The sequence below is a fragment of the Paenibacillus sp. FSL L8-0708 genome, assembly GCF_038009325.1.
GTDB lineage: Bacteria > Bacillota > Bacilli > Paenibacillales > Paenibacillaceae > Paenibacillus_AQ > Paenibacillus_AQ odorifer.
In genome coordinates, this window is sequence record NZ_JBBPBC010000001.1 from 1,859,657 (window position 1) to 1,883,841 (window position 24,185).

Consider the following 24,185-nt stretch of genomic DNA (forward strand, 5'->3'; position numbering starts at 1 on the left):
CACTTTTTATTCTAGCTTCAAATGAACGGTAAAAATCCCGTAGATTGTGGGCGTGCAGCGAGAATAGGGCAAATAAACGGTATAAATCCCGTAGATTGTGGGCGTACAGCGGGAAGTGGGCAAATGAACGGTATAAATCCCGTAGATTGTGGGCGTGGAGCGAGAAGTGAGCAAATGAACGGTATAAATCCCGTAGATTGTGGGCGTGGAGTGGGAAGTGAGCAAATAAACGGTATAAATCCCGTAGATTGTGGAGATGGAGCGAATAACGAGCAAACCTACGTACTCACATCATCCCCCTAAATCTCTAATTATGACCTGATTTCTATTTAGATTGTTAAGGTGTTGCGGAGGAGGGGAATCTTCTATGATTAGATGGATAGGACGTATAGGAGTTTTTTTGAAGGATTGTCCTCGGGAATGAATGAAACCGCTATCAACAAGAGACGAAGGAGCGATTTTGATGGGAACAGATATAGCTAAATATCCATTTCAACAGATTGATTTACCTTTAAATGAGCGAGTGCAGGATCTGATCTCCAGACTAACACTTGATGAAAAAGTAAGCCTGATGCCTCAGTATCAAGCTGCCATAGAGCGTTTGGGTGTTGGGGCCTACAAGCATGGTACGGAAGCGGCGCACGGGATTTCTTGGCTTGGAAAAGCGACTTCTTTTCCTCAGCCAAGCGGACTGGCTTGTACTTGGAATCCAGAGCTGCTGAAGGAGATTGGTTCGGCCATCGGAGATGAAGCTAGAGCCTTTTACAAAAAGAATCCAACGGTGAACGGTCTGACGTTATGGGCGCCAACTGTGGATATGGAACGTGACCCGCGTTGGGGAAGAACCGAGGAAGCTTACGGTGAAGATCCAGAGTTGACCGGCCGACTCAGCACATCACTAGTGCAGGGAATCCAAGGTGATCACCCGGTCTATTTGAAAGCGGTAGCAACGCTGAAGCATTTCCTCGGCAACAATAATGAGATTGAACGCGGGAACTGCTCCGCGAGCATCGATCCGAGAAATATGCGGGAGTATTATCTGGAAGCGTTTAAGCCTGCTTTTCAAGAAGGTGGCGCACAGTCCATGATGACCGCTTATAACTCGGTGAATGGCGTGCCTGTTATTCTTCATCCGGCAGTAATGGATGTGGTTAAAGGCGAATGGGAAATGGATGGCTTTATTGTAAGCGATGCCGGCGATCTTTTTGGGATCGTGAAGGACCACAAGTATTATGAATCTTTTGCACAATCGATGGCTGAATCTATCAAAAATGGAATTGACAGCGTAACAGAAGAAACCGCAGAGACAATCAAGGTTCTTCACGAAGCGCTAGACCAAGGCCTCTTAGCAGAGGAAGATTTGGATCGTGCGCTTGCCAACACTTTCAGAGTTCGTTTCCGTCTGGGAGAGTTCGATCCGGCTGAGGGGAACCCATACGATGCAATCGACGATTCCGTTATTCTTAGCAAAAAACATACGGCACTCTCTTTGGAAGCTGCGAAACAATCTATAGTATTGTTGAAGAATGAACAAGGCACATTGCCATTGAACAAAAGCAGTCTGAGCAAATTGGCGATTATTGGTCCGCTTGGTGATGAAGCCTTTAGAGATTGGTATTCTGGCACATTACCTTATGGAGTGACTCCTTTGCAGGGTGTTAGCAAAAAGCTGCCTGGTAAACACGTTACTTTTGAGAGTGGCGCAGATCAGATCATTCTTACTTCAGCTGCAAACGGCCAAGCTATCGGAATCACAGGTGAGGACGGAAGACTGGCTGTACAGCATGACATAGCAGAGCACGGAGAATTGTTCCAACATACAGCTTGGGGCTGGACTAGCAATACTCTGAAGGCGACAAGTCGCGGTCAGTATGTAACTTTAAGCGAAGCAGAGACTCTCACAGCATCTGCTGATGAAATTTACGGCTGGTTTGTAAAAGAATCGATTAACATCGTTCCGGAAAGCGAAGATACGGTATCTTTGCGGACCTGGAATGATAAAATGATCTCGGTGAATCCGGAAGATGGAACGCTACAGATGGCAGATCAGGATGCTAATGCGGAAGCACGTCTTTTCAAAAAGAACATCGTAACTAACGGCATAGAGGCTGCAGTAGAAGCTGCCAAGGCTGCGGAAATCGCTGTGGTTTTTGTGGGCAACCATCCACTCCTTAACGGAAAAGAAGAAATCGACAGACCGGATATTGTGCTTCCAGAGGAGCAAGAGCGACTGGTCAAGGCTGTCTATGAAGCGAACCCGAATACAGTTGTAGTCATTGTCGGCAGTTACCCGATAACTTCCACTTGGATTGACGAGAACATCCCGGCTGTATTGTATACCTCCCACAGTGGACAAGAGCTGGGCAATGCGGTGGCAGAAGTTCTTTTCGGCGATTACAGTCCTTCCGGCAAGCTGAACATGACTTGGTTCCGTTCTGTAGAACAGCTGCCTGAGCTGATGGATTATGATATTATCAAAGGCAAAAGAACATATATGTACTTTGACGGAGAGCCACTGTATGCGTTTGGACACGGCTTAAGTTATGCCCAAGTTTCCTACAGCAACCTAAGCCTAAGTGCTAAGGAGCTGCAAGCGGATGACACGTTTAAAATTTCCGTTCAAGTAGAGAATACAGGCGTTGTTGATGGGGACGAAGTGGTGCAGCTATATGTGCAAGCTCTGAATTCCCGGGTGAAACGTCCGATTAAACAGTTGAAGGGTTTTGAAAAAGTAAACCTAACCGCAGGTCAATCGCAAACCATAGAGTTTACGTTGCCGGTTGCCGAGCTGGCATTCTGGGATGTTACCCGTGAGCAATATTGCGTGGAAAATGGAGAGTACATGGTTCTGATCGGCCGTTCATCTGCTGATATCCAATTATCCGCTCAACTATCGGTTCAAGGGGACGTTATTCCGTCGCGTAATCTGTATATCAATACCAAAGCAGAGAATTACGATGACTACGAAGGCGTATATCTGGACGAGTGCAAAGCAGGCGGTGCTTCCATACATCCGGTAAAAGATGGCGCTTGGATCGCTTTTAAAGATGTATTGTTCGAGCAAGGGGCAGGAGCTTTTGAAGCCTTGGTATCCTCTGCAAAAGGTGGCACCCTCGAGATTAGAACGGGCAGCCCAGCAGGGACAATGGTTGGATCTGTGACTGTACCATCGGGTGGCGTGTTGCAGCAGTGGAACACACTTACTGGTGAAGTATCCGTGGAATCTGGAACTACCGATGTTTATCTCATCTTTAATGGTGAGGTACTGCTTAGCCGTTTTCAATTTAATCAATAAGATAAGCTAGAGCGCTCTTAATTTCTTTGGATGGAGAGGTGCCTGTATGGATTGTTTGGGATGTCGGATCGCTAACGGGATTGAGCCTAACGTAAACGTAGTATACGAGAATGAAATTGTAACTTGTGTGCTCGACATTGCTCCATTTAACGAAGGACATCTCTTAATTCTCCCTAAAAAGCATTATTGGGATCTCGAAGATATCGATTCAGAAACATCGTATGCGATTATGGACGCTTCAAAGAAGCTATCAGTTGTCCTGAAGGTTTTGTTTGCACCTGATGGCATCAGCATTTGCCAAAATGGTGGGAAGTTTAACGACCTGACTCACTATCATATGCATCTTATTCCTAGATACGAAGGAGATGGCTTCGCTTGGAGCGAACCAATCCATCCGCACAGTGCCGAAAAGTTATTAAGCCAAACTCAAGCTGAAATTCTCAGTATCATAAATGAGTATTAAAAAAAGGACATTCCTGAAAGATCAGGGATGTCCTTTTCGTTTCTTTTCATCTAATCACAACCGCCCCCGCCAGCATCTCCACCACCGAAGTCTCCACCGCCACTATGTCCGCCGTCTCCACCCCAGCTATGCCCCCCGCTGTCAGGTCCAGAATGGTGATGTGAGTGATCTCCGTGGTGATTATGGTGGTTCGAATGATTAGAGTGGTTAGAGTGGTTTGGATCCAGCAGATCCGGATGACTGGCAGCCATAAAAGACATGTTGGCGGCATCATTTTGCCTATTTCTATCAAAGGTACTTCTGTTCGAGCTCGAGCCATTCCGTATAACGGCTTGTATAATAATAAATACAGCGACACCTACAAATAGTATCCCAAAAACCATAACGAACCTCTCCCTTCAACTCCAAAAATTAGTTATTAGCTGCTTTCGTCAAAAACTCAAGATTTCTGTAAAAAATACTCCCATAATTCCAGCCCAGATAAGGCTCAGGAATTTCTATATGGTTCACATTCACATTCATGTCTTCGTGTATCAATGATTCGCTAATATGGATTATATCATTTATATACCGTTTTATTTGCTGTAGATAATGTTTTTGAGTAACGGGCCCGTGACCGGGAACAATTATGTTCACATCTAAGCGCTCGACATAAGTAAGTGCCTCCAACCAGGATAAGGGATTACCGTCTACTAATAATGGATGATTATCAACAGCGACAATATCTCCAACAAAAGCTAAAGAATCGGAAGGAGAAAATAGAATAGAATCGCATTCCGTATGGGCAGCACCCACCGATAAGAGCTCAACGGATCTAGCCGAGCCATGTATGGTCATTTTGCGGTCATAAGTTAGTTGGGGAAGCGTTACTTCAAGCGTTAGTATAGACTCTTTGATTTCTTGTAAATAACCTATTTGCGAAAGGTGCTCTCGTTGTTTGGAATCGTTCAGTTCGAGCTCGAGAGAGGTATTAAGCTTATTAAGATCCTCATCAAGATTAGGAAGCAGTTTCTTCATTCGGGCTAGCCAGTCGGTTTGAGTTTTTATCATGAGCTCTCTAGTTCTACTGGAGGATATGATTACTTCTTCCGAGAAGAATTGGTTCCCTCTAACGTGGTCTCCATGCCAATGGCTGTTGATGACGTATTTGATAGGTTTATTAAAATAATACAGAGCGGCATCCCTAAGATCTTTGCCAGCTTGTGGAGTGTTGAATGTATCAAAGATTAATGTGTAATCACCCATATCTATCAAACCGGCATTGCTCATGGCTCCGCCTTGCTCCTTCGCTTCAAGGCAATAAATGCCTTCCACTAGAGGGACGCAGTTAAAATGTCTGGAATGAAACATAAATTAACCTCTTTTCCTAGATAATCGAATGAAATTTATATCTATTTTATAATTTTATGGAAGTTTATACTATGATTTAATTACTCTCGGAATAGAAAAGGTTGCTTTTATACGCCCGATTTGCTACCATACGATGTAACTTAATCATTTATTTGTTTTCTAGGGTTCCGCAGCGAGTGCACAGCTGGTCTGGTCCGAGGGAAAACGCACGAACATTAAGTTTGTGTCTACACGGAGGGATAAAAGCCCGGGAGGTATCGCCATTTGGCGATGACCTTCCGGGCTTATTTGTTTGTCCGTGGGCAATCATAAGATAGGGTGAATTGAAGGAGGGCTTGAAATGAAAAAGAATTCAGAGTGGCTGAAGGTAGTTGGCGCTGCGATTTTCGAAGTCATGTGGGTCATAGGTCTAAAGCATGCTTCAAGCGTGTGGGAGTGGCTGATCACAGTTGTAGCCATAATAATAAGTTTCTATGTCATTATTTCAGCAAGCAGTAAATTACCGGTGGGTACCGTATATTCTGTATTTGTTGGGCTGGGGACGGCAGGAACAGTCATTGCGGACATGGTTTTATTCGGTGAACCCTTCAAGCTAATGAAGCTGGTACTGGTGGTTATTTTGCTGGCAGGAGTAATAGGTCTGAAAATGGTAACTAACGAAACCAAAGATATCAAAGAAACTGAAATAAAGGGGGAGTCTTAAATGGCATGGGCATTTTTGGTTGTTGCTGGATTGTTTGAAATGTTCGGAGTGGCTATGATCAACAGGTTGAATAAACACCGGAATCTGCAGTCGTTTTTGCTGCTCTTCCTTGGTTTTGGGGGAAGTTTTCTTTTTCTATCATTTGCAATGAAAAGTTTGCCTATGGGTACAGCTTATGCGGTATGGACGGGGATCGGTGCATCTGGTGGGGCGATTTTGGGGATGCTTTTATATGGAGAGGCCAAAGATTGGCTGCGGGTTATCTGTATTTTTATGATACTGGGAGCCGCAGTGGGGCTGAAGTTGATAGCGTAGTTAGCAATCAATTTGTTGCTTTTTCTCTCCTAAAGGAAAGATAAGTTATAAATTAGACACGATTCAGATGTTTCGAAAGGGTCATAAAGGTCGTATAAAGTAAGTATACAATTTATCGGTAAGGAGATTTTTACAATGACTAAGGATTCAATCGAGCATTTGGCTGAAATTGTGAAAGTAAACCGAGCTAACCGCATGCTTCTTCCAGATGGTACCTCTCTGCCTAGAATAGGACAGGGAACTTGGAATATGGGTGATGATGTTTCCCGTAGAGAGGAAGAAATTGCTGCTCTTAGATTAGGCGTGGAACTAGGCATGGATTTGATAGATACGGCTGAGATGTATGGGGAAGGAAACTCAGAGCTTTTAGTAGGTGACGCTATTAAAGGAATTCGGGATGACGTTTTCCTGGTGTCCAAAGTATACCCACATAATGCCGGCAACGAGAATCTTATGCGTAGCTGTGAAGAAAGCTTGCAACGACTGAATACGGATCATCTGGATCTCTATTTACTGCACTGGCGGGGAGATATTCCGCTTGAAGTGACTGTGGAAGGCATGGAGAAACTGGTCTCTCAAGGTAAAATAGCAAGATGGGGTGTATCGAACCTTGATGTTGACGATATGAAAGAGCTGCTTAGTATAGCTGGGGGAACTCACTGTGCTATGAATCAGGTGCTGTATCATTTAGGGTCGAGAGGCATTGAAGCTGAATTGCTGCCATGGCAGAAAAGTCACCGCATACCCGTAATGGCGTACTCTCCGCTTGCACAAGCAGGCGCGCTCCGCAAAGGGGTTATTGAGAGTGAGGCGGTTCAGGAAATTGCCCGTGTTCATAACGCAACACCACTGCAAATAATGTTAGCTTGGACGATCCGCGAGGAGGACATTATTACGATTCCGAAAGCTTCTTCACGTGAGCATGTAATTGAGAATGCTGCTGCAGGTTTAATTACGCTGAGTGAAGAAGAAAGATGGAAGCTGGATGAGGCTTTCCCGATACCTTCGTGGAAAGTGCCACTGGATATGAGTTGATATAGCTGTCTGAGAATGGTCAAGGAGCTCGCCGTGAGGCGTGCTTTTTTTATATGGGACGGGGGATAGGGGAGTATCTATAGGACACAGATGATCTTAAACGCAGAAATATGCCACTTTTGGAGGAGTATCGGACACCATAGTCGCTATTAGCATGAATGACACCAATTATGAGCCCATTTCTATGGAATAGTGTCACTGGGTTCGGAAGCAACATTGGGGGCGTAAATAGTAAACAACATGGGTGCGTTAGCAAGCAACTTGGGGGACATAAACAATAAACAACGTGGGTTCGTAAGCATCATGGGTCCGTCGTAGTACCTATAGCGGGATCAGCGGGCAATGGGGTTCATAAGCATAAGCACAATTGTTTTTTAGAAGTAATATCGGGGTTTGTAAACACCACTGGGGCGCAAGTGACACAGGTCCGTAAGCCACGACCCCAAAAAAAAGCAGCAATCCTTCAAAAAGGATTGCTGCTCTTTTAAAAATAAGAACCTAGCTGTTCTCGATAATCGTTTGCAGTGTAGTGCGGTCGAGGCCTTCTACGAGTTTAACTAACAGCTCTTTAGCAGCTTCGTAGTCATCGCTATGAATAACTGATGAAGCGGTATGAATGTAGCGGGAGCATATTCCGATGACTGCGGAAGGAACGCCGATTCCACTTACATGAACCTGACCTGCATCTGTTCCACCTTGGGAGACAAAATACTGGTATTTGATCTTGTGAGTATCCGCTGTGTCTTGTACATATTCGATCAGGCCGCGATGTGTAACCATCGTTGGATCAAAAATGCGCAGGAGAGCGCCTTTACCCAAATGGCCAAAGGCTTGGCTATCACCGGTCATATCAGCAGCAGCGCTCGCATCCAAGCCAAAGAAGATGTCTGGGGACAGAAGATTAGCGGCTGTACGTGCTCCACGAAGTCCAACTTCCTCTTGTACGGTAGCTCCAGCATAAACAGTATTAGGCAGCTTTTTGCCGTGTAATGATTTAACCAGCTCAATGGCGAGACCTACGCCGTAACGGTTATCCCACGCTTTAGCCATGATTTTTTTAGGGTTGGCAAGCGGGGTGAACGGACAGATTGGCAGTACTTGTTGACCTGGTCTGACGCCAAAGCTTTCTGCCTCTTCACGGCTGTCTGCACCGATATCAATATACATTTTGCTGATTTCGCCCGTCTTGCCGCGTTCTTCAGCGCTTAGTAGATGGATAGGGGTGCTGCCAACAACACCAGTCAATGTGCCTTTTGGTGTAATGATTTGGAGACGCTGGGAAGCAACAGCAGAAGCAAGCCAGCCGCCTAGCGGTTGAAAACGAATCATCCCGGTGTTAGTAATTCCGGTGACCATAAAGCCCACTTCGTCAAAATGTCCAGCGACCATAATTTTTGGCCCGTTTTCCTCACCGCGCAATACGCCGAACAGACTTCCGAGACGATCCTGCACGAACTCTTCGGTATAAGGTGTCATAGCATCCTTGACGTAAGCGCGGAGTTCGCGCTCAAAGCCCGGGGCTGCAGGGAATTCGGTAAGTGTTTTGAATAGATCCAATGTTTCTTGATTCATTTGAAATCACTCCTTTATTAAAATATAAGGACGTATAAGCTTTGCGTTATACATCATCCTTATAGTTCTACGAGAAACGGTTGCCATCCAAAATGGACGACAACGTTATTTCTTCCTGCCACTTAGTATGAACATTGTGAGCTCACTTGTCCATGCTAAAGAGACAAATGAACACCCGGTGAACGCTCCGCGAATACAATGCAATAGGGGCTCTGGTGGCAGGAGCTTTAGAAAGGATGCGAAGGAAATGAGGGTAGCAGGTAGTGTACCCAAAAGAAGGGTGCAGGGAGGATACTCCAAAAGAAACCTAAAGGTTAGCGGAGCGCGCAGACGTTACTGGCGCCACAACTCTCTGGAAAAGGAAGCGGTGCTTATTCTTGTGCTGTTCCTGCTGCTGATAGTTGTGTTACTGTATTTTTCCTGAATTGGAGGGACATAACGAAGCGGGGTATGGCAAACAATAAGGAAAACTTCTAAGCGAAGAAACAACTTGAGGGGCTCAAAGTGAGTACTACTATGATGCTTGTCAGCCCCCTTCGCCTAACTTTCAGGAGGTGCTCTCAATGCCGGCGAAAACGAAAAAATCGGGTGTCAAGCTGAAGCTTGATACCCTGACCCCGCAAGATTACGAGAAATTGTCCAAGCCCTTTGTACCCGCTAGGCCCGTATTCAAAAACTGTGTGCGAGCATTTCTTGCTGGCGGCCTAATCTGTGTAATTGGACAAGGGATTCAGGAGGCTTATATGGCCATATTCGATATGACCTCCAAAGAAGCTGCAAGTCCAACTGTAGCGACGATGATTCTACTCTCTGTAATTCTGACCAGCTTTGGCGTTTATGACAAAATGGCCCAATGGGCCGGTGCAGGAACTGCGGTTCCGGTTACTGGTTTTGCGAACAGTATGTGTTCAGCAGCTCTGGAACACCGTGCGGAAGGACTTGTGCTCGGTGTGGGTGGCAATATGTTCAAGCTGGCGGGTTCAGTCATCGTATTTGGTGCTGTCGCTGCTTTCATAATTGGTATCGTCTATCTCTTTTTAGGCGTAGGTGGAGGTGCACATACATGAAACAGCTTGGCAGTCAGACTTGGGAGTTCACGAGCCGTCCCGTTATTTTAGGCTCTTCCGCTGTAGTGGGGCCTGAAGAGGGAGAGGGTCCATTAACGTCAGATTTTGATTTTATATTTGACTCCCTGGAAATGGGAGAAAAAACATGGGAAAAGGCCGAGCGGGCTCTTTTCGAAAAAGCTTCCCTACTGGCACTGATTAATGCAAACCTCGATAAGGAGAAGCTGGAGTTTTTTGTTGGCGGAGATTTGATGAACCAGATTATCAGCAGCTCCTTCGCGGCAAGAAAATTAGGTGTGCCTTATCTTGGAGTCTTTGGTGCTTGCTCCACTTCCATGGAGAGCCTGGCGATTGCCTCTATGATCGTTGATTCCGGAGGGAGCAAATACGTGCTCGCGGGAACATCCAGCCATAACTGTACGGTGGAAAAGCAATTCCGTTATCCTACCGAATACGGTTCACAGAAGCCGCCAACAGCGCAATATACGGTCACAGGCTCGGGCTGTGCTGTAGTAGGTCAGAATGATGGGACTGGCAACAATCCGGTAGTGGTCTCGGCTACCCTTGGACGAATAATGGATCTCGGTTTGACAGATCCTTTTAATATGGGAACAGCGATGGCACCGGCGGCGGCGGATACGATCACTGCGCATTTTCGGGATACCGGACTATCCCCCGGGCATTATGACTTAATTGTAACAGGCGATCTTGCATCTGTAGGCTTGCCCATTGCGAAAACCTTATTAGCTAAAGAAGGGATTCCAATGGAGCAAACAACCTTTGATGATTGCGGTTTGCTTATCTACGATTTGGAGAAACAGAAGTATGTGATCGCCGGAGGAAGTGGTTGTGGATGTTCCGCGGTAGTGACTTATGGTCATATACTCAAGCGTATTAAAAAAGGTGAGCTTAAACGGGTGCTGATTGTGGCAACTGGAGCCTTATTATCCCCATTGTCATACCAGCAGGGAGAGAGCATTCCGTGTGTGGCTCATGCTGTTGCTATAGAAAGTGGAGGTGGAGTTTGATGATGATTTACTTATGGGCTTTTCTGATCGGAGGAGCCATTTGCGTTATAGGCCAGCTGATGTTTGATGTATTGAAGCTGACACCTGCACATACGATGAGTACATTAGTTGTAGCCGGAGCGATTGCTGATGCTTTTGGCATCTACGATCCACTTGTGAAATTTGCGGGTGCAGGCGCAACCATTCCAATCACAAGCTTCGGTAACTCTTTGGTCCATGGGGCATTGACAGAGCTGGAACGGGATGGCTGGATCGGTGTAGTTACAGGGATTTTTGATATCACGAGCGCAGGGATTTCGTCAGCGATTGTGTTCTCTTTCCTGGCTGCATTGGTTGTCCGGCCTAAAGGATAATGGGATTCTAGCGCTTTAGATTAGAACCTGCGGGACATTGTGTCCTGCGGGTTTTTGGTTTGTTTACACTTCGTAAGCTTCAACAATGTACTTTGGGTCCCCTAATCATGTAAAATATAAATATTACTGCTTATTCTGACCTAGGAGGATCATATATGCCCGTTCGTCAAGAATCAATGCACATCATGAATGCTGTCCGTAATAATCTAGAATCCTGCATACTTGGAAAATCATTTGAAATACAATTGCTGCTAACAGCGCTGCTTGCCGGTGGTCATGTTCTGATCGAGGATGTACCGGGAACAGGAAAGACCCAGCTTATTCGCGCACTTTCCAGATCAATGTCCGGGGAGTATCGCCGGATACAATGTAATCCGGATATTCTTCCGAGTGATATTACCGGTGTATCTGTGTATCATCCGAGGGACGAGATGTTTCATTTCCGCCCAGGTCCGGTGATGACGAATATCCTGCTGGCTGATGAAATTAACCGAGCCACGACAAAGACACAATCCGCCCTTCTGGAAGTGATGGAGGAACGTAATGTAACCGTAGATGGGGAGACCTATCCGCTTCCGCATCCATTTATGTTGTGCGCCACCCAGAATCCGATAGATTTTGAGGGAACCTACACGCTGCCGGAAGCTCAGTTGGATCGTTTTATGCTAAGAATTAGTCTTGGTTATCCTGATGCAGCAACCGAAAAAAATCTATTGTTGAGCCATCAAGAAGGTCAACCAGTGGACAGGCTTACAGCTGTCACTAGTATGGAGCAGATCGCTAGTATTCAAGAGGAGATTCGTGAGATTTATATGAGTGATCCTGTACTGAATTACTTGTTAGATATTGTACGCCAGACAAGAGAGCATCCGCTTGTATTGCTAGGTGCAAGTCCACGTGCTTCGTTATCGTTTATGCTGGCTTGTAAAGCTTATGCTTTCCTACAGGGAAGGGATTATGTTCTTCCGGATGACGTAAAGGTGCTTACTCCATTTGCCTTGGGTCATCGTATATTGCTGCGTCCAGAGTCGCGCCTAGATAATATTAGCGTAGATTCTCTGCTTCAAAAGCTTCTGCAGAGCATTCATGTGCCTGTTACGATGAGGCAATAATATGAGACGTTATTTGTCTACGGTGGCAGCTCACATTCAGCCTACCAAATTCGCCAGCATCCTTGTAATTTGGAGTATTACTCTCTTATATGTACTATTTCAGGGCGGCAAAACTGCATTTATGTTGTTTATTATGGTCTCTGTACTTATTGCATATCTGATTGCTGGAGGTTTAGGAGGCGTTCGACGGGCTAAGGGTGTTCGCGGTTTTTATGCCGAACAGGATAAGGGAGATTTGCTCTCTGCCGGTGGGTATCTTCGTGTAGGTCTGAAGGTCACAATCCCGGGGATTTTGCCTTTACCTTATGTGGTTGTAAGGGAAGTTCTGAAACGGCATAATGGCGAATCATGGGTATTTGAGGAAAGCCTGATTCCTAGCCTCAGAGGGCATGGGGAACTGCGGTTTCAGACACCGGTTCTGGAGCGGGGCACTTATACATTTTCAGATACGGATATCATCAGCCAAGATATTTTTGGCCTTGTCGAGCATAAAGGTACTTTTCTGGCTGAAGGACAGTTTCAGGTGTTGCCTCGTGCAATCTATGTTCCGCGCTGGCAGTTATATGAAAGAAAATCCCGTCTTTCTGGACCACAGACCTCTGTTGTTCAATCACGTCGTGAGACCACCCAAATTAACGGTGTACGCGACTACGTATACGGCGACCGCCTAACACGCATACATTGGAATGCAACGGCAAAGACAGGCTCGTGGAAGTCCAAAGAGTTCGAGCATGAGTCGATTCCCAAAACCATTCTAGTTCTGGACGGCTCTGCTTCTGCTTATATGAATTCGAATCAATTTGAACTCGCAGTCTCTGTAGCAGCTTCACTTCTTGGATTCGGTATTCGAGAGCGGATAGGGATCGGTCTTTGCTGCTTGGATAAGACCACGAAGGTATTTGCACCAGTTGAAGGTGCTGCTGAACGTCAGAAAATGATTCAATATTTGATCGATCTTAACGCCGAAGGGCATGGTCCACTCATTTCCCGTTTGGAAAAAGGATATCGTATGTTCCCTAAAGGCTCATACTTCGTGCTAATTAGTCCTCAAAGTGGCCAACCTGTACTGGATGCATTACGTTGGGCTGACAGCAGAGGGATGACTCCGTCTCACATTCATATAGGGAATTTATCAGAAACGAACAGCAGCACAGATTGGACAGACGTTCTAAGATCTCGGGGGATTACAGGCTACAGCATTAATTCACTGCAAGAGCTTCCCATAGTATTAGGAGGGGAAGTCTGATATGAAAAACTGGTGGAATCAGATGAAATTCTCCTGGCACCGTTCTTTAGGTCTATTGTGGCTTTTGATTATAGCCCACCAGTGGGTCTCTTATACGGAGCCTATCTGGTTAAGACAGACAACTGCTGTTGTGTGGGCTGCATTAATAACGATCACTGTTATGGAAATCATAATTCCTGTTAAAGTTCAAATAAGGCTCTTTATTGAAGCGGCAGCTATTATTTATATCGTTTATCGTATACTTATCAATTATGGTATATACGTCGCTGATCCTTGGGCAACAACCCTCCCGGACAGACTGCAGGATATTGCAGTTCATATGGTGCCCTATATCTGGTTTGCTCTCGGGGCCTCAGCCCTGCTGCTGTTGTCGTCTTGGTGGGCATCCTCAAAAAGACGTATTTTATGGTTTATAGGAATGAACATAGTGGCTTTTGCTGCCTTGGATTCCTTTACATCTATCGTTTTGTGGCAGGAAGTAGCCTGGACGGTATTTGCGGGGATGGGCTGGCTGGTCAGCCATCATCTGAGAAGCTTCCAGCTACATTATCCGCGTGGTTGGGTGCATCTGCTGAAATATCCCACGAAAATTGTCATTAATATTGCCATCGTCTTCTCTTTGGTCATCCTAATTGGAGTGAATATGCCTGGGGTAAGGCCTACCCTAACCGATCCTTATACCGCTTGGCAAGAATGGAATGGGATTGGGAAGTCTTCTGGGAAGGGCACAGTTGGGACCACGAAATCTGAGATGGGTTCTGTCTCCCCTACTAACAATACTTCGTCAGGTTACAGTCTGAATGATGATCAACTAGGCGGCGGCTTTACCTTCGATTATACACCGGTGATGACAGTGGTTTCTGATTTGCGTATTTATATGCGGGGAGAAACGCGCAGATTATATTCCGGAAGAGGCTGGGTCGATAGAGATCGGTTAAATCGGGGACCTCTAGAAGCGGTGGATGTAGGTGAATCTTTAGAGAGCAGTGTGGGTTCTAAAGTGAATACACGAACACTGAAACAAACAGTAACCGTGCTTAATAATAATGAATTTCCTGTGCTGTTTGGCACTTATTCAGTATCTTCGGTGGATTCTTTAAATGGGGAAAAAGCTGGAAATGGACTCTCCTGGAGAAGCCGGGACAGCGAGCTGATCTGGGATGTGGATGGGAAGAAACTCGCTTATCCGTCTACCTTTGAGGTGACGTCTGAGGTTCCTGTAATTCCTGTTCAAGAATTGACAACAAAGACGTATGAGGAGCTATATAAAGGGAACGATTTGGAGAAAATGTTTCTTCAACTGCCTAACGATTTTCCTAAAAGAGTCAGGGAGCTGGCTGAGGAAATCACGGCTGAAGGAAAAACGCCGTATGAAAAAACAGCGCTTTTGCAACAATACTTACAACAAACCTTTCCATATACCAATAATCCAGATATATCACGTGTCACAAGCAACGATTTTGTAGAAGGGTTTTTGTTTGAGTTAAAGGAAGGTTACTGTGATTATTATTCTACGGCACTGGTTACTATGGCGCGCTCTCTGAACATCCCTGCACGATGGGTTAAGGGGTACGCACCTGGGGAACAGCCAGAAATCCCAATGAATCCGGCACAACAGCAATCAGGCACAGTGAATAATAATTATACAATTACCAATGCGGATTCCCACTCTTGGGCTGAGGTTTACTTTGGTGATTATGGTTGGATTCCAGTTGAAGCTACACCTGGATTTAATATTCCGCTTTTAACTCAGAATGAGCAAACCCCTGAAGTCGAGTCAGAAGATCAAGAAGAACAGGCAGAACCTACACCAGCGCCTGTGAATAACGCACAAGAAGATCAAGGGTTTCATGTAGGTCTTTGGGTTGTTGTGGCAGCTGTAGCGGTGTTGCTGTCCTGGACGATTTTTATAGTTTGGCATAGACGCTTTAAGCTTCGCTTCTTCATGCAGCAGCTGCGCAATGGCCGGCCTTTAACGCCAGATCAGAAAGTAGTGGCGGAAACTGAGCGTTGGGTAAGGTATTTGCACCGCAAGGGAATGCTAAAAGAAGAGCACGAAACTTTGCGTGAAGCCGTAGATCGCTGGAGTGGAGAACGTCCGGCAGTGGCTGATCATCTATCCTCACTACTAGCAATGTTCGAAAAGGCGAAATATAGCCCTGAGGTTATTGAAGACAAAGACTGGCAGAGCGTGTATACTGAAGCTTTGTGGGTGCGGAGAAAAATGAGATCCAAGAAATAACACTTTGCGTGAAAGTATAGCTACAGATTTATTTGCGATGCGCAAGGAGTATGTTATAGTTTTTTGTATGAAATCGAGGTGAACGTATTGTTTGAAATGTTAGTTCCCAAACTCCGGGTGAATACGGTATTCGATATTGCTCTGGACGAGCTGTATAGACAGGGATATCGCGGAATCATCACGGATCTGGATAACACACTGGTCGGTGCCAAAGCGCCTGTGGCTACTCCGGAGCTGTTGTTATGGTTCGAAAAGGTGAAGGAACTGGGCTTTAAGCTCATCATCGTATCTAACAATAACATGGAACGGGTGTCACGCTTTGCAACACCGCTTAATATTGAATTTGTGCACCAGGCTCGTAAACCGAGTAATGCTCCTTTTCTCAAAGCGATGAAGCAGATGGAGCTGCCACCTGAACAAACGATTGTGGTGGGAGATCAAATGCTTACAGATGTATACGGCGGCAATCGCCTTGGCCTGTATACTGTTTTGGTACTGCCAATCTCCGTCAAGGATGAGGGGTTCGGCACAAGGTTTAATCGCCGGGTAGAGCGGGTTGCTCTGACACGGCTTCGCAAAAAAGGATTGTGGCACGAGGAGGAAAAATAGTAATGAACGAACAAAGCGAAACACGGCGTCCTGAGAAGTGCAGCGGTTGCGGCATCAAGCTTCAGACGGAGCATAAGGATCAACCAGGATACCTTCCGGAGGTTGCACTTGAACGGGACCCGGTGATTTGCCAACGCTGTTTCCGGATTAAAAATTATAATGAGGCTTCATCTGTTTCGGTGAATCAGGATGAATTTCTTCGCCTGCTGAGTGGAGTAGGAGAGAAGAATGCGCTTGTTATTCATATTGTCGATATCTTCGATTTTGAAGGCAGTCTGATTTCCGGCCTGCAGCGCTTTGTTGGCAATAACCCTGTTATTCTTGCAGTGAATAAATGTGACTTGCTGCCGAAAGTTACAAACTGGAACAAGTTGCGTAACTGGATGCAGCAGCGCTGTAAAGAGGAAGGCTTGCGGACGGCTGAAATCGTACTTTGCAGTGCGAAACGCAATCAAGGTTTTGACCGTTTGCTGGAAGCCGTAACGGAGTTGCGCGGCCAACGTGACGTATATGTCGTGGGTGCTACCAATGTGGGCAAATCCACACTTATTAATCGTCTGATTTCGGACTATAGCGATTTGGAGCAGGAGTTAACGACTTCACGTTACCCTGGCACAACACTCGATACGGTCAAAATTCCATTGGATGACGGCCACTACATTATAGATACTCCAGGGATTGTGTATCCTTGGCGTTATAGTGAATTAGTAGAGCGTCAGGATCTGGATGCAGTTATGCCTGCCAATCCTTTGAAGCCAACAGTCTATCAGTTGAACGAAGGACAGACTCTATTCTTCGGTGGACTGGGACGTTTTGATTTCGTACAAGGCCCGCATCAATCCTTCACTTGCTTTATAAGTGGTACTTTAAAAATCCATCGCACGAAGCTGGAACGCGCAGATTCCCTCTATCAGGATCATCGCGGTGAAATGCTGTCTCCACCGGGAAGTGACCGGATGGACAAGCTGCCACCTTGGCAGCGGCATGAGTTCCGGATTAATCGGGGCAGCCGAACCGATCTGTACATTTCGGGTCTGGGCTGGATTAAGGTTAATGGAACTGAAGGTGCAGTTGTGGCCATTCACGTTCCGCGTGGGGTGAAGGTGCTTACCCGCCCTTCGATGATTTAACGAGGGAGGATAATCTATTGTCTACAACAGCAGTCGAAGGCTACAATAGCGGTAATATTCTACTCGGTGTAATGGGAGATCCTATTATACAATCCAAATCTCCAATTATGCATGAAGCAGCGCTGCGAGCGCTGGGAATTCCGGGTGCTTATGTACCGCTTCATATCCACCCGGAGAAGCTGGGCGATGCGGTGCAAGCGATCCGTACGCTTGGTTTCCGTGGAGTGAATGTGACGATTCCGCATAAGGTTGCGGTGATGGAGTATTTGGATGTATTAGATGAGAGTGCAGTAGCCGTTGGTGCAGTCAATACGATTGTTAATGATAACGGAGTGCTCACCGGATATAATACGGATGGAATCGGTTATGTGCGTTCGCTCAAAGCGGAAGCTATTTCTGATTTGTCTGGTGCGAAGATTATGGTTATCGGGGCCGGTGGAGCAGCAAGAGGAATTGTTGCCGCACTACTTCAAGAGAAACCTTCTTCAATCATTATTGCTAATCGCAGCGCTGAGAAGGCAGAGGACTTGGCGACACAGTGCCGGAGCAAAGGGAATGTCATCGGGATTAGCATGAACGAAGTAGCAGAAATGCTAAGTGGTGTAGACGTGTTGATCAATACTACCTCCGTAGGTATGTATCCTCATATGGATGAGACACCGATAGATCCTGGACTGCTTCGTGAAGGAATGGTCGTAAGCGATCTGATTTATAATCCGCTGCGCACGCGGCTATTGTTGGAAGGACTCGAACGGGGCTGCATGATTCATGGAGGCCTTGGTATGTTTGTCTATCAGGGAGCTTATGCTCTGGAGTATTGGACAGGGCAGCCTGCTCCTACGGAAATCATGCGGCAGACCATTCTGGATTGTTTGGGTGGAAATGAGTAAGAAATGGATTCATTAAGTTAGGGTAATAATAGGTAATAATATATGTTAATTAAGGAGTTATTCATTTATGTTAACTGGTAAACAAACACGGTATCTTCGTTCATTGGCGCACCATCTCGATCCTATTTTTCAAGTGGGCAAAGGTGGAGTAAACGATCACCTCGTACGCCATATTGAAGAAGCTATTGAGAAGCGCGAGCTTATGAAGATTAGTATACTGAGCAATAATATTGAGAATCCCAAGGAAATCGGTGCTGCTCTGGCTGAACAATCGGGTTCTGAGCTTGTGCAAGTGATCGGTAAGACTGTCGTTCTATACAAAGAATCACGTGATAATAAAACCATTGAGCTGCCACGTTAATAGCTGTAAGTATACCTTACCGAGGAGGTCGTCCTCTTGAAAGTTGGAATTATGGGAGGTACCTTTGATCCTCTTCATATCGGTCATATGATGGCAGCGGAAGCCGCAAGAGATACTTATGGTCTGCAAGAGGTATGGTTTATGCCTTCACATATCCCGCCTCATAAACATGAGGCAGGTGTATCTGGAGAAGACCGGCTAGCAATGGTGCAGGAAGCGGTGAAGAATCACGAAGCTTTTTGCACATTAGATTGGGAAGTTGTCAGAGGTGGCGTCTCCTATACCTATGAGACCATAAGACGTCTGCAAGAGGAGTATCCGCATTTCGATCTTTATTTCATCATTGGAGCGGATATGGTCCAGTATTTGCCGAAATGGAACGAGATTGAAGAACTGGTGCAGCGGCTTACATTTATTGGTGTGGGTCGTCCGGGAACACCTCTTGATCTAGATGCATTGCCAGACTTTATAGCAAAAAAGGTATTGCTTGCAGATATGCCACTGGTTGATATTTCGTCAACGATGTTAAGAGAACGGGCGGCAGCAGGTAAATCTATTCGTTATATGGTTCCAGAGGCAGTGTTCGATTATGTTCAAAGGAGTGGATTGTATGGCATACGGCCGCGAAGCGCTGATTGAGGCGGTCTCCACACAGATGCCTGATAAGCGCTGGAAGCATACACTCGGCGTGATGGAGACATCTATTCAACTGGCGAAGCAATATGGTGCTGACCCTGAACGTGCAGAGACAGCAGCGATTCTGCATGATGTGGCCAAGTATTGGCCGGTTGAGCGAATGAAGGAGATCATTGAACAAAATCAATTGAATTTGGATCTTCTGGTGTATGACAAGCAGATGTGGCATTCGGAAGTAGGCGCCTTTGTAGCTGAGAAAGACTATGGGATTACGGATCCTGATATTATCAATGCGATTCGTTTCCATACCTCAGGCCGTGAAGACATGAGTTTACTTGAAAAAATCGTCTGCCTAGCTGACTACATCGAGCCTGGGCGTGATTTTCCCGGGGTTGATAAGATACGCGAGAAGGCACAAGTAAGTTTGGAAGAAGGATTAGTCGCTGGGTTCGATTCTACGATTAGTTTGTTACTGGAGAAACGCCGGGTGATTTTCCCCTTAACGGTACTGGCGCGTAATGATTTAGTTAGAATATTGGAGGATAAAATATGAGTGTACAACCAAGCAAGCTGTTAGAACTGGCTCTTAAGGCTGTTGAAGATAAAAAAGCAATGAACGTCGTGGCACTAGATCTACGTAATGTTTCACCAATCAGTGATTACTTTATCGTATGTCACGGTAACTCGGATATTCAGGTACAGGCGATCGCTACCGAAGTCCGTAAAGTAGTTCATGAAGCAGGCGGAGTCATCAAAGGGATTGAAGGCATGGATTCAGCACGCTGGGTGCTGATGGATCTTGGCGATGTTATCGTTCATATATTCCACCGCGATGAGCGTGAATATTACAATATCGAGCGTCTGTGGTCCGATGCCAAGGTTGTGGAGACTGTATGAGCCTGATTGCAGGAACTACGGTTACACTTCATGTAGAGCGGGAAGTTTCCCCATACGGATTCTTTTTAAATGCTGGAGACCAAGATGTTATGCTGCATTATACGGAGCTGACAGAGAAGGTAAAAGCCGGTGATAAAGTTGAAGTTTTCATTTTCTTTGATACCGAGGACCGTCTTGCGGCAACGATGAAAAAACCATTTCTGACGCTGGGCGAGATGGCGTTATTGGAAGTGGCTGATATTCATCCGCGTCTGGGCTGCTTTTTGGAAATGGGCCTTGGACGCCAGCTGCTGCTGCCTATTCGTGAGCTTCCAGAACTTCCAGAGCTGCGTCCGCAGGTTGGAGACTATGTGTTTGCGATCATGGAGCATGATAAACAGGGGCGTCTGCGTGCCAAGCTGGCCGGAGAACAGGAGCTTGCTCCACTAGCTCTGCCTGCACCTGAATCTTGGATGGGACAGACTGTAACAGCCCGAGTGTATAAGCCGCTGCAAATGGGTACTTTTGTACTTGTGGATGCGGGTGTTCTAGGCTTTGGGATTATCGGTATGGTCCATTCATCTGAGCGGAGCCGTCTGCTGCGTCTTGGTGAGCAGTTTGAAGCACGTGTCTCTCATATCCGTGAGGATGGACGTGTTAACCTTTCTATGGGTCTCCGTAAAGAAGTGGGGATGGATGTAGATTCTGCCGCACTTTTGGAGTTCTTAAATGCTCGTCCAGGTGGAGCGATGCCTTATTCGGATGCTACGCCGCCAGATATTATCAAACAACGGTTCGGAATCAGTAAATCCGCCTTCAAGCGTGCACTTGGGAAGCTGATGAAGGAAGGCCATATTACTCAAAAAGAGAATTGGACTTATCTTGTTGCTAAGGATAATGAAGAAGGAACAACCGAAGGGCAAGAAGAAACGACGGATTAAGCTTACGATTCAATAGACGTAATTTATAAAATGTTGTTATAGAAAGCGGTGTAATTGTGTCTTCCTATGGGAAATTTGCTTATGTATACGATGAGCTTATGGCAGATATGCCGTATCCAGATTGGATATCCTTTGCTGAAGCCGCATGGAGTAAATACGGCAAGCCGTTAACTGTAGCCGAGCTTGGCTGTGGTACAGGGAGTATTACAATTCCTTTGGCGGGTTCAGGATATCATATGACCGGAATCGATTTATCTTCTGACATGCTCTCAGTGGCACAGCGCAAAATGGAGGAGCATCCCCAGGGACGGCGCTTTTTGCGTGAAGGCAGTGTTCGTTGGATTAGACAAAACATGAAGGAATGGGAGCTTCCGGAGCTGGTGGATTCTGTGATTTCCTTTTGTGATTGTCTGAATTATGTGTTGGAAGAGGATGACATCAGCGCTGTTTTTGCCAGTACCTATGCAGGGTTAAAGCAAGGCGGAACCTTTCTGTTCGATGTGCATCATCCAAACACACTAATTCGTTATGAAGAAGAACAGCCCTTTATTCTGGACGAGCCATCTGTGTCTTATATTTGGACTTGTGAGATGGATGTTCCACGCCGCGAAATTGAACATCATCTGTCCATTTTTGCCCGTGAAGACGGACACAGCGATCGCTATCGCCGATTCGAAGAGACCCATATTCAGCGTGCCTACGATCCTAACTGGATGAAGGAAGAGCTGCTTAAGGCTGGGTTTAGTGATGTGAAGATCTATGCCGATTTCGAGTGGGTAGAGGCAGAAGATGATGCTGAACGATTATTTTATGTAGCTATAAAATAAATATTCAAAATGCTAAGAGGGGCTGTCCCATAAGCTATGAAAATAGCTGCTGGGACAGCCCCTTTTTTGACCTTAGCTGATTGCTGGCGGAAGCGAGTGGAATACTGCTGTTGGAAGCACCTAGGTTGACGCTGCCGGAAACAAGTGTGTTTCCGCTATCGAATGCTCATGCATTACCGCTGGCGTGAGCGTATGGGTTCTCGCTCTCGAAAGCTCATATATTGCCGCTTTGCGGAAGCGTGTAGGTTCTCGCTCTCGAATGCTCATGCATCGCCCTTTACGGATGCGTGTAGGTTTTCACTATCCAACAACATGCATGCACAACTACCATCAGATATCCGTATTAGTACTAGCTATCGGACCCAGCGGACCTTATAAGCAGCATTTTCCAATATTTTGGGTGCTATCGGACTCCAGTGCAGCTATTGGCTTGAAAAACGTCCAATATTGGTTATTTTCCAATGGATAGCGTCACTGGAGTCCGAAAACATGCTCCAAGGGCTAAAAATATGCAAATAACGTCATCTGGGTCCGTGAGCCACGTGAGATACGTAAGCCACGTGAGATACACGTGAGATGATGGAGACAAGGTTGGAGTAACCAGCCAGCGACCCAAACATAAACAGCGATTCTCCGATATCAGGAGAATCGCTGTTTTTATGACTTCATTCGTTGGAGCAGCTTGTAATTGCGCCAACATAATAAATACAAAATAAACCGGGCAGTGTTCATACCACCCGGCATCTTCCAATCCTTACCGATGCTCAAACAGATCAATGGCACCCAATACGACATGAGCCAGACCAAATCCAAGTACGCCTGTTGCTGCCATCTTATACTTGCTTCCAAGAAAAGCGGCGCTAGAAGCGGTTACGACGGTTCCAAGAACAGCGGGAATTAGACCTTCACGCATTCGAAACACTCCTTCTCGGTGGTTTGGGAGACAAAGTTATTATGGTTCAATATCGAAAAAATATACGAAGCTCAAAAAGACCCTAAATCAGCGTTAGCTGAATTTAGGGTCTTTTTATTTAAATCAGGGTTGGTTACTCTGCTATTATAACAGCGTTACGAGGGAGGCCCTCTCCAACTTCATGTACATCATACAACACACGTGCCAGTAGGTCCTGGCTATAATTGCCGAAATGTTTTCCGTAAATCGTGAGTCCACGTTTGTTTGTAGGCTTGTCGGTTACTGCGATACGGAATGTGAGTTCACTTTTGTAATCCAATTGGATATCATCAAGGGTCACATCAGAAATCCGACAGCCATCAATGAAGCTGCCTTCATTATTGATACGGATCAGCTTCAGCATGCCGTATTGGTTTAGGTGCGGAGGCCACCAATCGGGGTTAAACGTTCCCCGGGTATCTCCGAAATCGCCAGGGCTAGTCCAGAATCCGATTTCAATTCCATTTAAATAGAAATAAAGGTCGGACGGATAGTTATCGTTAGACCCAGGAGCTTCAGAGCCGATCTCCATCGAGAACTGAATTTCGCGGAACGTTTGGTTGGCTTTAAGGTAGTTTGGAATTCTATATTCGAGGAACCCTTCAGCCATCCAAATAATTTCGGATTCAATTCGCTGCGGATCTGCAAAATAACGCGGCTCGTCGAAATCCCCGATGATGCTATCTTTGGTAGCCAATCCACAAGTTGGAACAGCCTGATAGTTGCTGTAATGACCTACTTGAATTTCTACTTCGTAAAGATTATCAACATCCTTGCTGCGAAGGTCAACAATAAGCTTGTCCTTATTTAAATAGCAGACCTTTTGAATACCGTGTTTGCCCACTGATGTGTTTATCTCAATGAGACCGCTTTCTTCTAACTTTTTAATATGCATGGTAATGGCGCCGTTGCTGAGGTTCAGTTTTTTGGCAATTTCATTCAGGTTCAAGGCTTGATTGGTGGCAAGGAGCTCTAAAATGAGGATTCTGATTTCTGAGCTTAGTGCCTTGAAAATTTCTAATCCACTCATTAAATCTTTAATATAGATCATTTTATCAATACCTTCTTCCGATTACGTCATAAATTATACTATTTTATAAAATTATAAACTAATAAGGCATATAAATAAAGTATACTTCCTTATTTTGTAGAATGGTCAAATATAAGAGGGATTTTTGGCAT

At 45.7% G+C, this 24,185-nt stretch carries 27 protein-coding genes and 1 riboswitch; of the genes, 21 read left to right on the forward strand and 6 right to left on the reverse strand.

Going from position 1 to position 24,185, the window contains the following annotated elements; translation table 11 throughout:
• Positions 1-17 precede the first annotated feature (17 nt).
• The gene (locus tag NYE58_RS37465; RefSeq protein ID WP_445671784.1) at positions 18-236 is read right to left on the reverse strand and encodes a DUF1720 domain-containing protein; all 219 of its coding nucleotides are present in this window, start codon (positions 234-236) and stop codon (positions 18-20) included.
• Between the two features lie 227 nt (positions 237-463).
• Here NYE58_RS37465 and NYE58_RS08560 point away from each other — a divergent pair, with 227 nt between their 5' ends.
• Together NYE58_RS08560 and NYE58_RS08565 are read left to right on the forward strand one after the other, a co-directional pair.
• Positions 464-3,295, forward strand: a complete 2,832-nt coding sequence (locus tag NYE58_RS08560) for a glycoside hydrolase family 3 protein (RefSeq protein WP_076098859.1) — start codon at positions 464-466, stop codon at positions 3,293-3,295.
• Positions 3,296-3,341: 46 nt separating this feature from the next.
• Entirely contained in the window at positions 3,342-3,758 is a 417-nt protein-coding gene (locus NYE58_RS08565) for an HIT family protein (RefSeq protein ID WP_076098857.1), read from the forward strand.
• Between the two features lie 50 nt (positions 3,759-3,808).
• Here the strand turns inward: NYE58_RS08565 and NYE58_RS08570 are convergent, their stop codons facing one another.
• The gene (locus NYE58_RS08570) at positions 3,809-4,141 is read right to left on the reverse strand and encodes a hypothetical protein (protein WP_076098855.1); all 333 of its coding nucleotides are present in this window, start codon (positions 4,139-4,141) and stop codon (positions 3,809-3,811) included.
• A gap of 28 nt (positions 4,142-4,169) precedes the next feature.
• Positions 4,170-5,108 carry an MBL fold metallo-hydrolase gene (locus NYE58_RS08575; RefSeq protein WP_341001557.1) on the reverse strand — a complete coding sequence of 313 codons (939 nt, stop codon included), beginning with the start codon at positions 5,106-5,108 and terminating at the stop codon, positions 4,170-4,172.
• A 148-nt stretch (positions 5,109-5,256) separates the two neighbouring features.
• A riboswitch (guanidine-I (ykkC/yxkD leader) is annotated at positions 5,257-5,364 on the forward strand.
• Between the two features lie 84 nt (positions 5,365-5,448).
• On the opposite strand from NYE58_RS08575, the gene NYE58_RS08580 reads away from it, so the two are divergent.
• The 3 genes from NYE58_RS08580 to NYE58_RS08590 all read left to right on the forward strand — a co-directional run bounded on the left by NYE58_RS08580 (position 5,449) and on the right by NYE58_RS08590 (position 7,161).
• Positions 5,449-5,811 (forward strand): DMT family transporter, encoded by a 363-nt coding sequence (locus tag NYE58_RS08580; RefSeq protein WP_036675723.1) that lies wholly within the window; start codon positions 5,449-5,451, stop codon positions 5,809-5,811.
• Positions 5,812-6,126, forward strand: a complete 315-nt coding sequence (locus NYE58_RS08585; protein WP_341001558.1) for a DMT family transporter — start codon at positions 5,812-5,814, stop codon at positions 6,124-6,126.
• A 195-nt stretch (positions 6,127-6,321) separates the two neighbouring features.
• On the forward strand, positions 6,322-7,161 hold the full coding sequence (locus NYE58_RS08590) for an aldo/keto reductase (RefSeq protein WP_445671785.1): 840 nt from the start codon (positions 6,322-6,324) through the stop codon (positions 7,159-7,161).
• Between the two features lie 498 nt (positions 7,162-7,659).
• Here NYE58_RS08590 and NYE58_RS08595 read toward each other — a convergent pair whose 3' ends face one another.
• Positions 7,660-8,733 (reverse strand): M42 family metallopeptidase, encoded by a 1,074-nt coding sequence (locus NYE58_RS08595; RefSeq protein WP_038569461.1) that lies wholly within the window; start codon positions 8,731-8,733, stop codon positions 7,660-7,662.
• Positions 8,734-8,980: 247 nt separating this feature from the next.
• Here NYE58_RS08595 and NYE58_RS08600 point away from each other — a divergent pair, with 247 nt between their 5' ends.
• The 16 genes from NYE58_RS08600 to NYE58_RS08675 all read left to right on the forward strand — a co-directional run bounded on the left by NYE58_RS08600 (position 8,981) and on the right by NYE58_RS08675 (position 22,051).
• The gene (locus NYE58_RS08600) at positions 8,981-9,157 is read left to right on the forward strand and encodes a hypothetical protein (protein ID WP_155288103.1); all 177 of its coding nucleotides are present in this window, start codon (positions 8,981-8,983) and stop codon (positions 9,155-9,157) included.
• A 139-nt stretch (positions 9,158-9,296) separates the two neighbouring features.
• Complete coding sequence (gene spoVAC, locus NYE58_RS08605) at positions 9,297-9,800, forward strand: stage V sporulation protein AC (protein WP_036675716.1); 504 nt, start codon at positions 9,297-9,299, stop codon at positions 9,798-9,800.
• Positions 9,797-10,828: a stage V sporulation protein AD gene (gene spoVAD, locus NYE58_RS08610; protein ID WP_036675714.1), complete on the forward strand. Its 1,032-nt coding sequence runs from the start codon at positions 9,797-9,799 to the stop codon at positions 10,826-10,828. Before spoVAC ends, spoVAD begins: the two co-directional genes overlap by 4 nt.
• Positions 10,829-10,830: 2 nt before the next feature.
• On the forward strand, positions 10,831-11,181 hold the full coding sequence (gene spoVAE / locus NYE58_RS08615; RefSeq protein ID WP_036675923.1) for a stage V sporulation protein AE: 351 nt from the start codon (positions 10,831-10,833) through the stop codon (positions 11,179-11,181).
• Between the two features lie 155 nt (positions 11,182-11,336).
• A complete protein-coding gene (locus NYE58_RS08620; protein WP_036675712.1) occupies positions 11,337-12,293 on the forward strand; it encodes an AAA family ATPase in 957 nt (318 codons plus the stop codon).
• A gap of 1 nt (position 12,294) precedes the next feature.
• Entirely contained in the window at positions 12,295-13,539 is a 1,245-nt protein-coding gene (locus NYE58_RS08625) for a DUF58 domain-containing protein (protein ID WP_341001560.1), read from the forward strand.
• Position 13,540: 1 nt separating this feature from the next.
• The gene (locus tag NYE58_RS08630) at positions 13,541-15,781 is read left to right on the forward strand and encodes a transglutaminase domain-containing protein (RefSeq protein WP_076141202.1); all 2,241 of its coding nucleotides are present in this window, start codon (positions 13,541-13,543) and stop codon (positions 15,779-15,781) included.
• Between the two features lie 87 nt (positions 15,782-15,868).
• The gene (locus NYE58_RS08635) at positions 15,869-16,390 is read left to right on the forward strand and encodes a YqeG family HAD IIIA-type phosphatase (protein ID WP_076213420.1); all 522 of its coding nucleotides are present in this window, start codon (positions 15,869-15,871) and stop codon (positions 16,388-16,390) included.
• Between the two features lie 2 nt (positions 16,391-16,392).
• Positions 16,393-17,520 carry a ribosome biogenesis GTPase YqeH gene (yqeH, locus tag NYE58_RS08640; RefSeq protein ID WP_326047456.1) on the forward strand — a complete coding sequence of 376 codons (1,128 nt, stop codon included), beginning with the start codon at positions 16,393-16,395 and terminating at the stop codon, positions 17,518-17,520.
• Positions 17,521-17,537: 17 nt separating this feature from the next.
• On the forward strand, positions 17,538-18,410 hold the full coding sequence (aroE, locus tag NYE58_RS08645) for a shikimate dehydrogenase (RefSeq protein ID WP_076297819.1): 873 nt from the start codon (positions 17,538-17,540) through the stop codon (positions 18,408-18,410).
• A 67-nt stretch (positions 18,411-18,477) separates the two neighbouring features.
• A complete protein-coding gene (gene yhbY, locus NYE58_RS08650) occupies positions 18,478-18,771 on the forward strand; it encodes a ribosome assembly RNA-binding protein YhbY (protein ID WP_036675703.1) in 294 nt (97 codons plus the stop codon).
• A gap of 36 nt (positions 18,772-18,807) precedes the next feature.
• The gene (locus tag NYE58_RS08655) at positions 18,808-19,410 is read left to right on the forward strand and encodes a nicotinate-nucleotide adenylyltransferase (protein WP_036675702.1); all 603 of its coding nucleotides are present in this window, start codon (positions 18,808-18,810) and stop codon (positions 19,408-19,410) included.
• Positions 19,382-19,960: a bis(5'-nucleosyl)-tetraphosphatase (symmetrical) YqeK gene (gene yqeK, locus NYE58_RS08660; protein WP_036675700.1), complete on the forward strand. Its 579-nt coding sequence runs from the start codon at positions 19,382-19,384 to the stop codon at positions 19,958-19,960. Before NYE58_RS08655 ends, yqeK begins: the two co-directional genes overlap by 29 nt.
• On the forward strand, positions 19,957-20,304 hold the full coding sequence (rsfS, locus tag NYE58_RS08665; RefSeq protein WP_036675699.1) for a ribosome silencing factor: 348 nt from the start codon (positions 19,957-19,959) through the stop codon (positions 20,302-20,304). Before yqeK ends, rsfS begins: the two co-directional genes overlap by 4 nt.
• Positions 20,301-21,224 (forward strand): CvfB family protein, encoded by a 924-nt coding sequence (locus NYE58_RS08670; protein ID WP_036675697.1) that lies wholly within the window; start codon positions 20,301-20,303, stop codon positions 21,222-21,224. The genes rsfS and NYE58_RS08670 overlap by 4 nt, the downstream gene beginning before the upstream one ends.
• Positions 21,225-21,280: 56 nt before the next feature.
• Positions 21,281-22,051 carry a class I SAM-dependent DNA methyltransferase gene (locus NYE58_RS08675; protein ID WP_038569469.1) on the forward strand — a complete coding sequence of 257 codons (771 nt, stop codon included), beginning with the start codon at positions 21,281-21,283 and terminating at the stop codon, positions 22,049-22,051.
• Positions 22,052-22,805: 754 nt separating this feature from the next.
• Here the strand turns inward: NYE58_RS08675 and NYE58_RS08680 are convergent.
• Together NYE58_RS08680 and NYE58_RS08685 are read right to left on the reverse strand one after the other, a co-directional pair.
• Positions 22,806-22,964: a hypothetical protein gene (locus NYE58_RS08680; RefSeq protein WP_036675694.1), complete on the reverse strand. Its 159-nt coding sequence runs from the start codon at positions 22,962-22,964 to the stop codon at positions 22,806-22,808.
• Between the two features lie 133 nt (positions 22,965-23,097).
• Positions 23,098-24,054: an ArsR/SmtB family transcription factor gene (locus tag NYE58_RS08685; RefSeq protein WP_036675692.1), complete on the reverse strand. Its 957-nt coding sequence runs from the start codon at positions 24,052-24,054 to the stop codon at positions 23,098-23,100.
• Between the last annotated feature and the right edge of the window lie 131 nt (positions 24,055-24,185).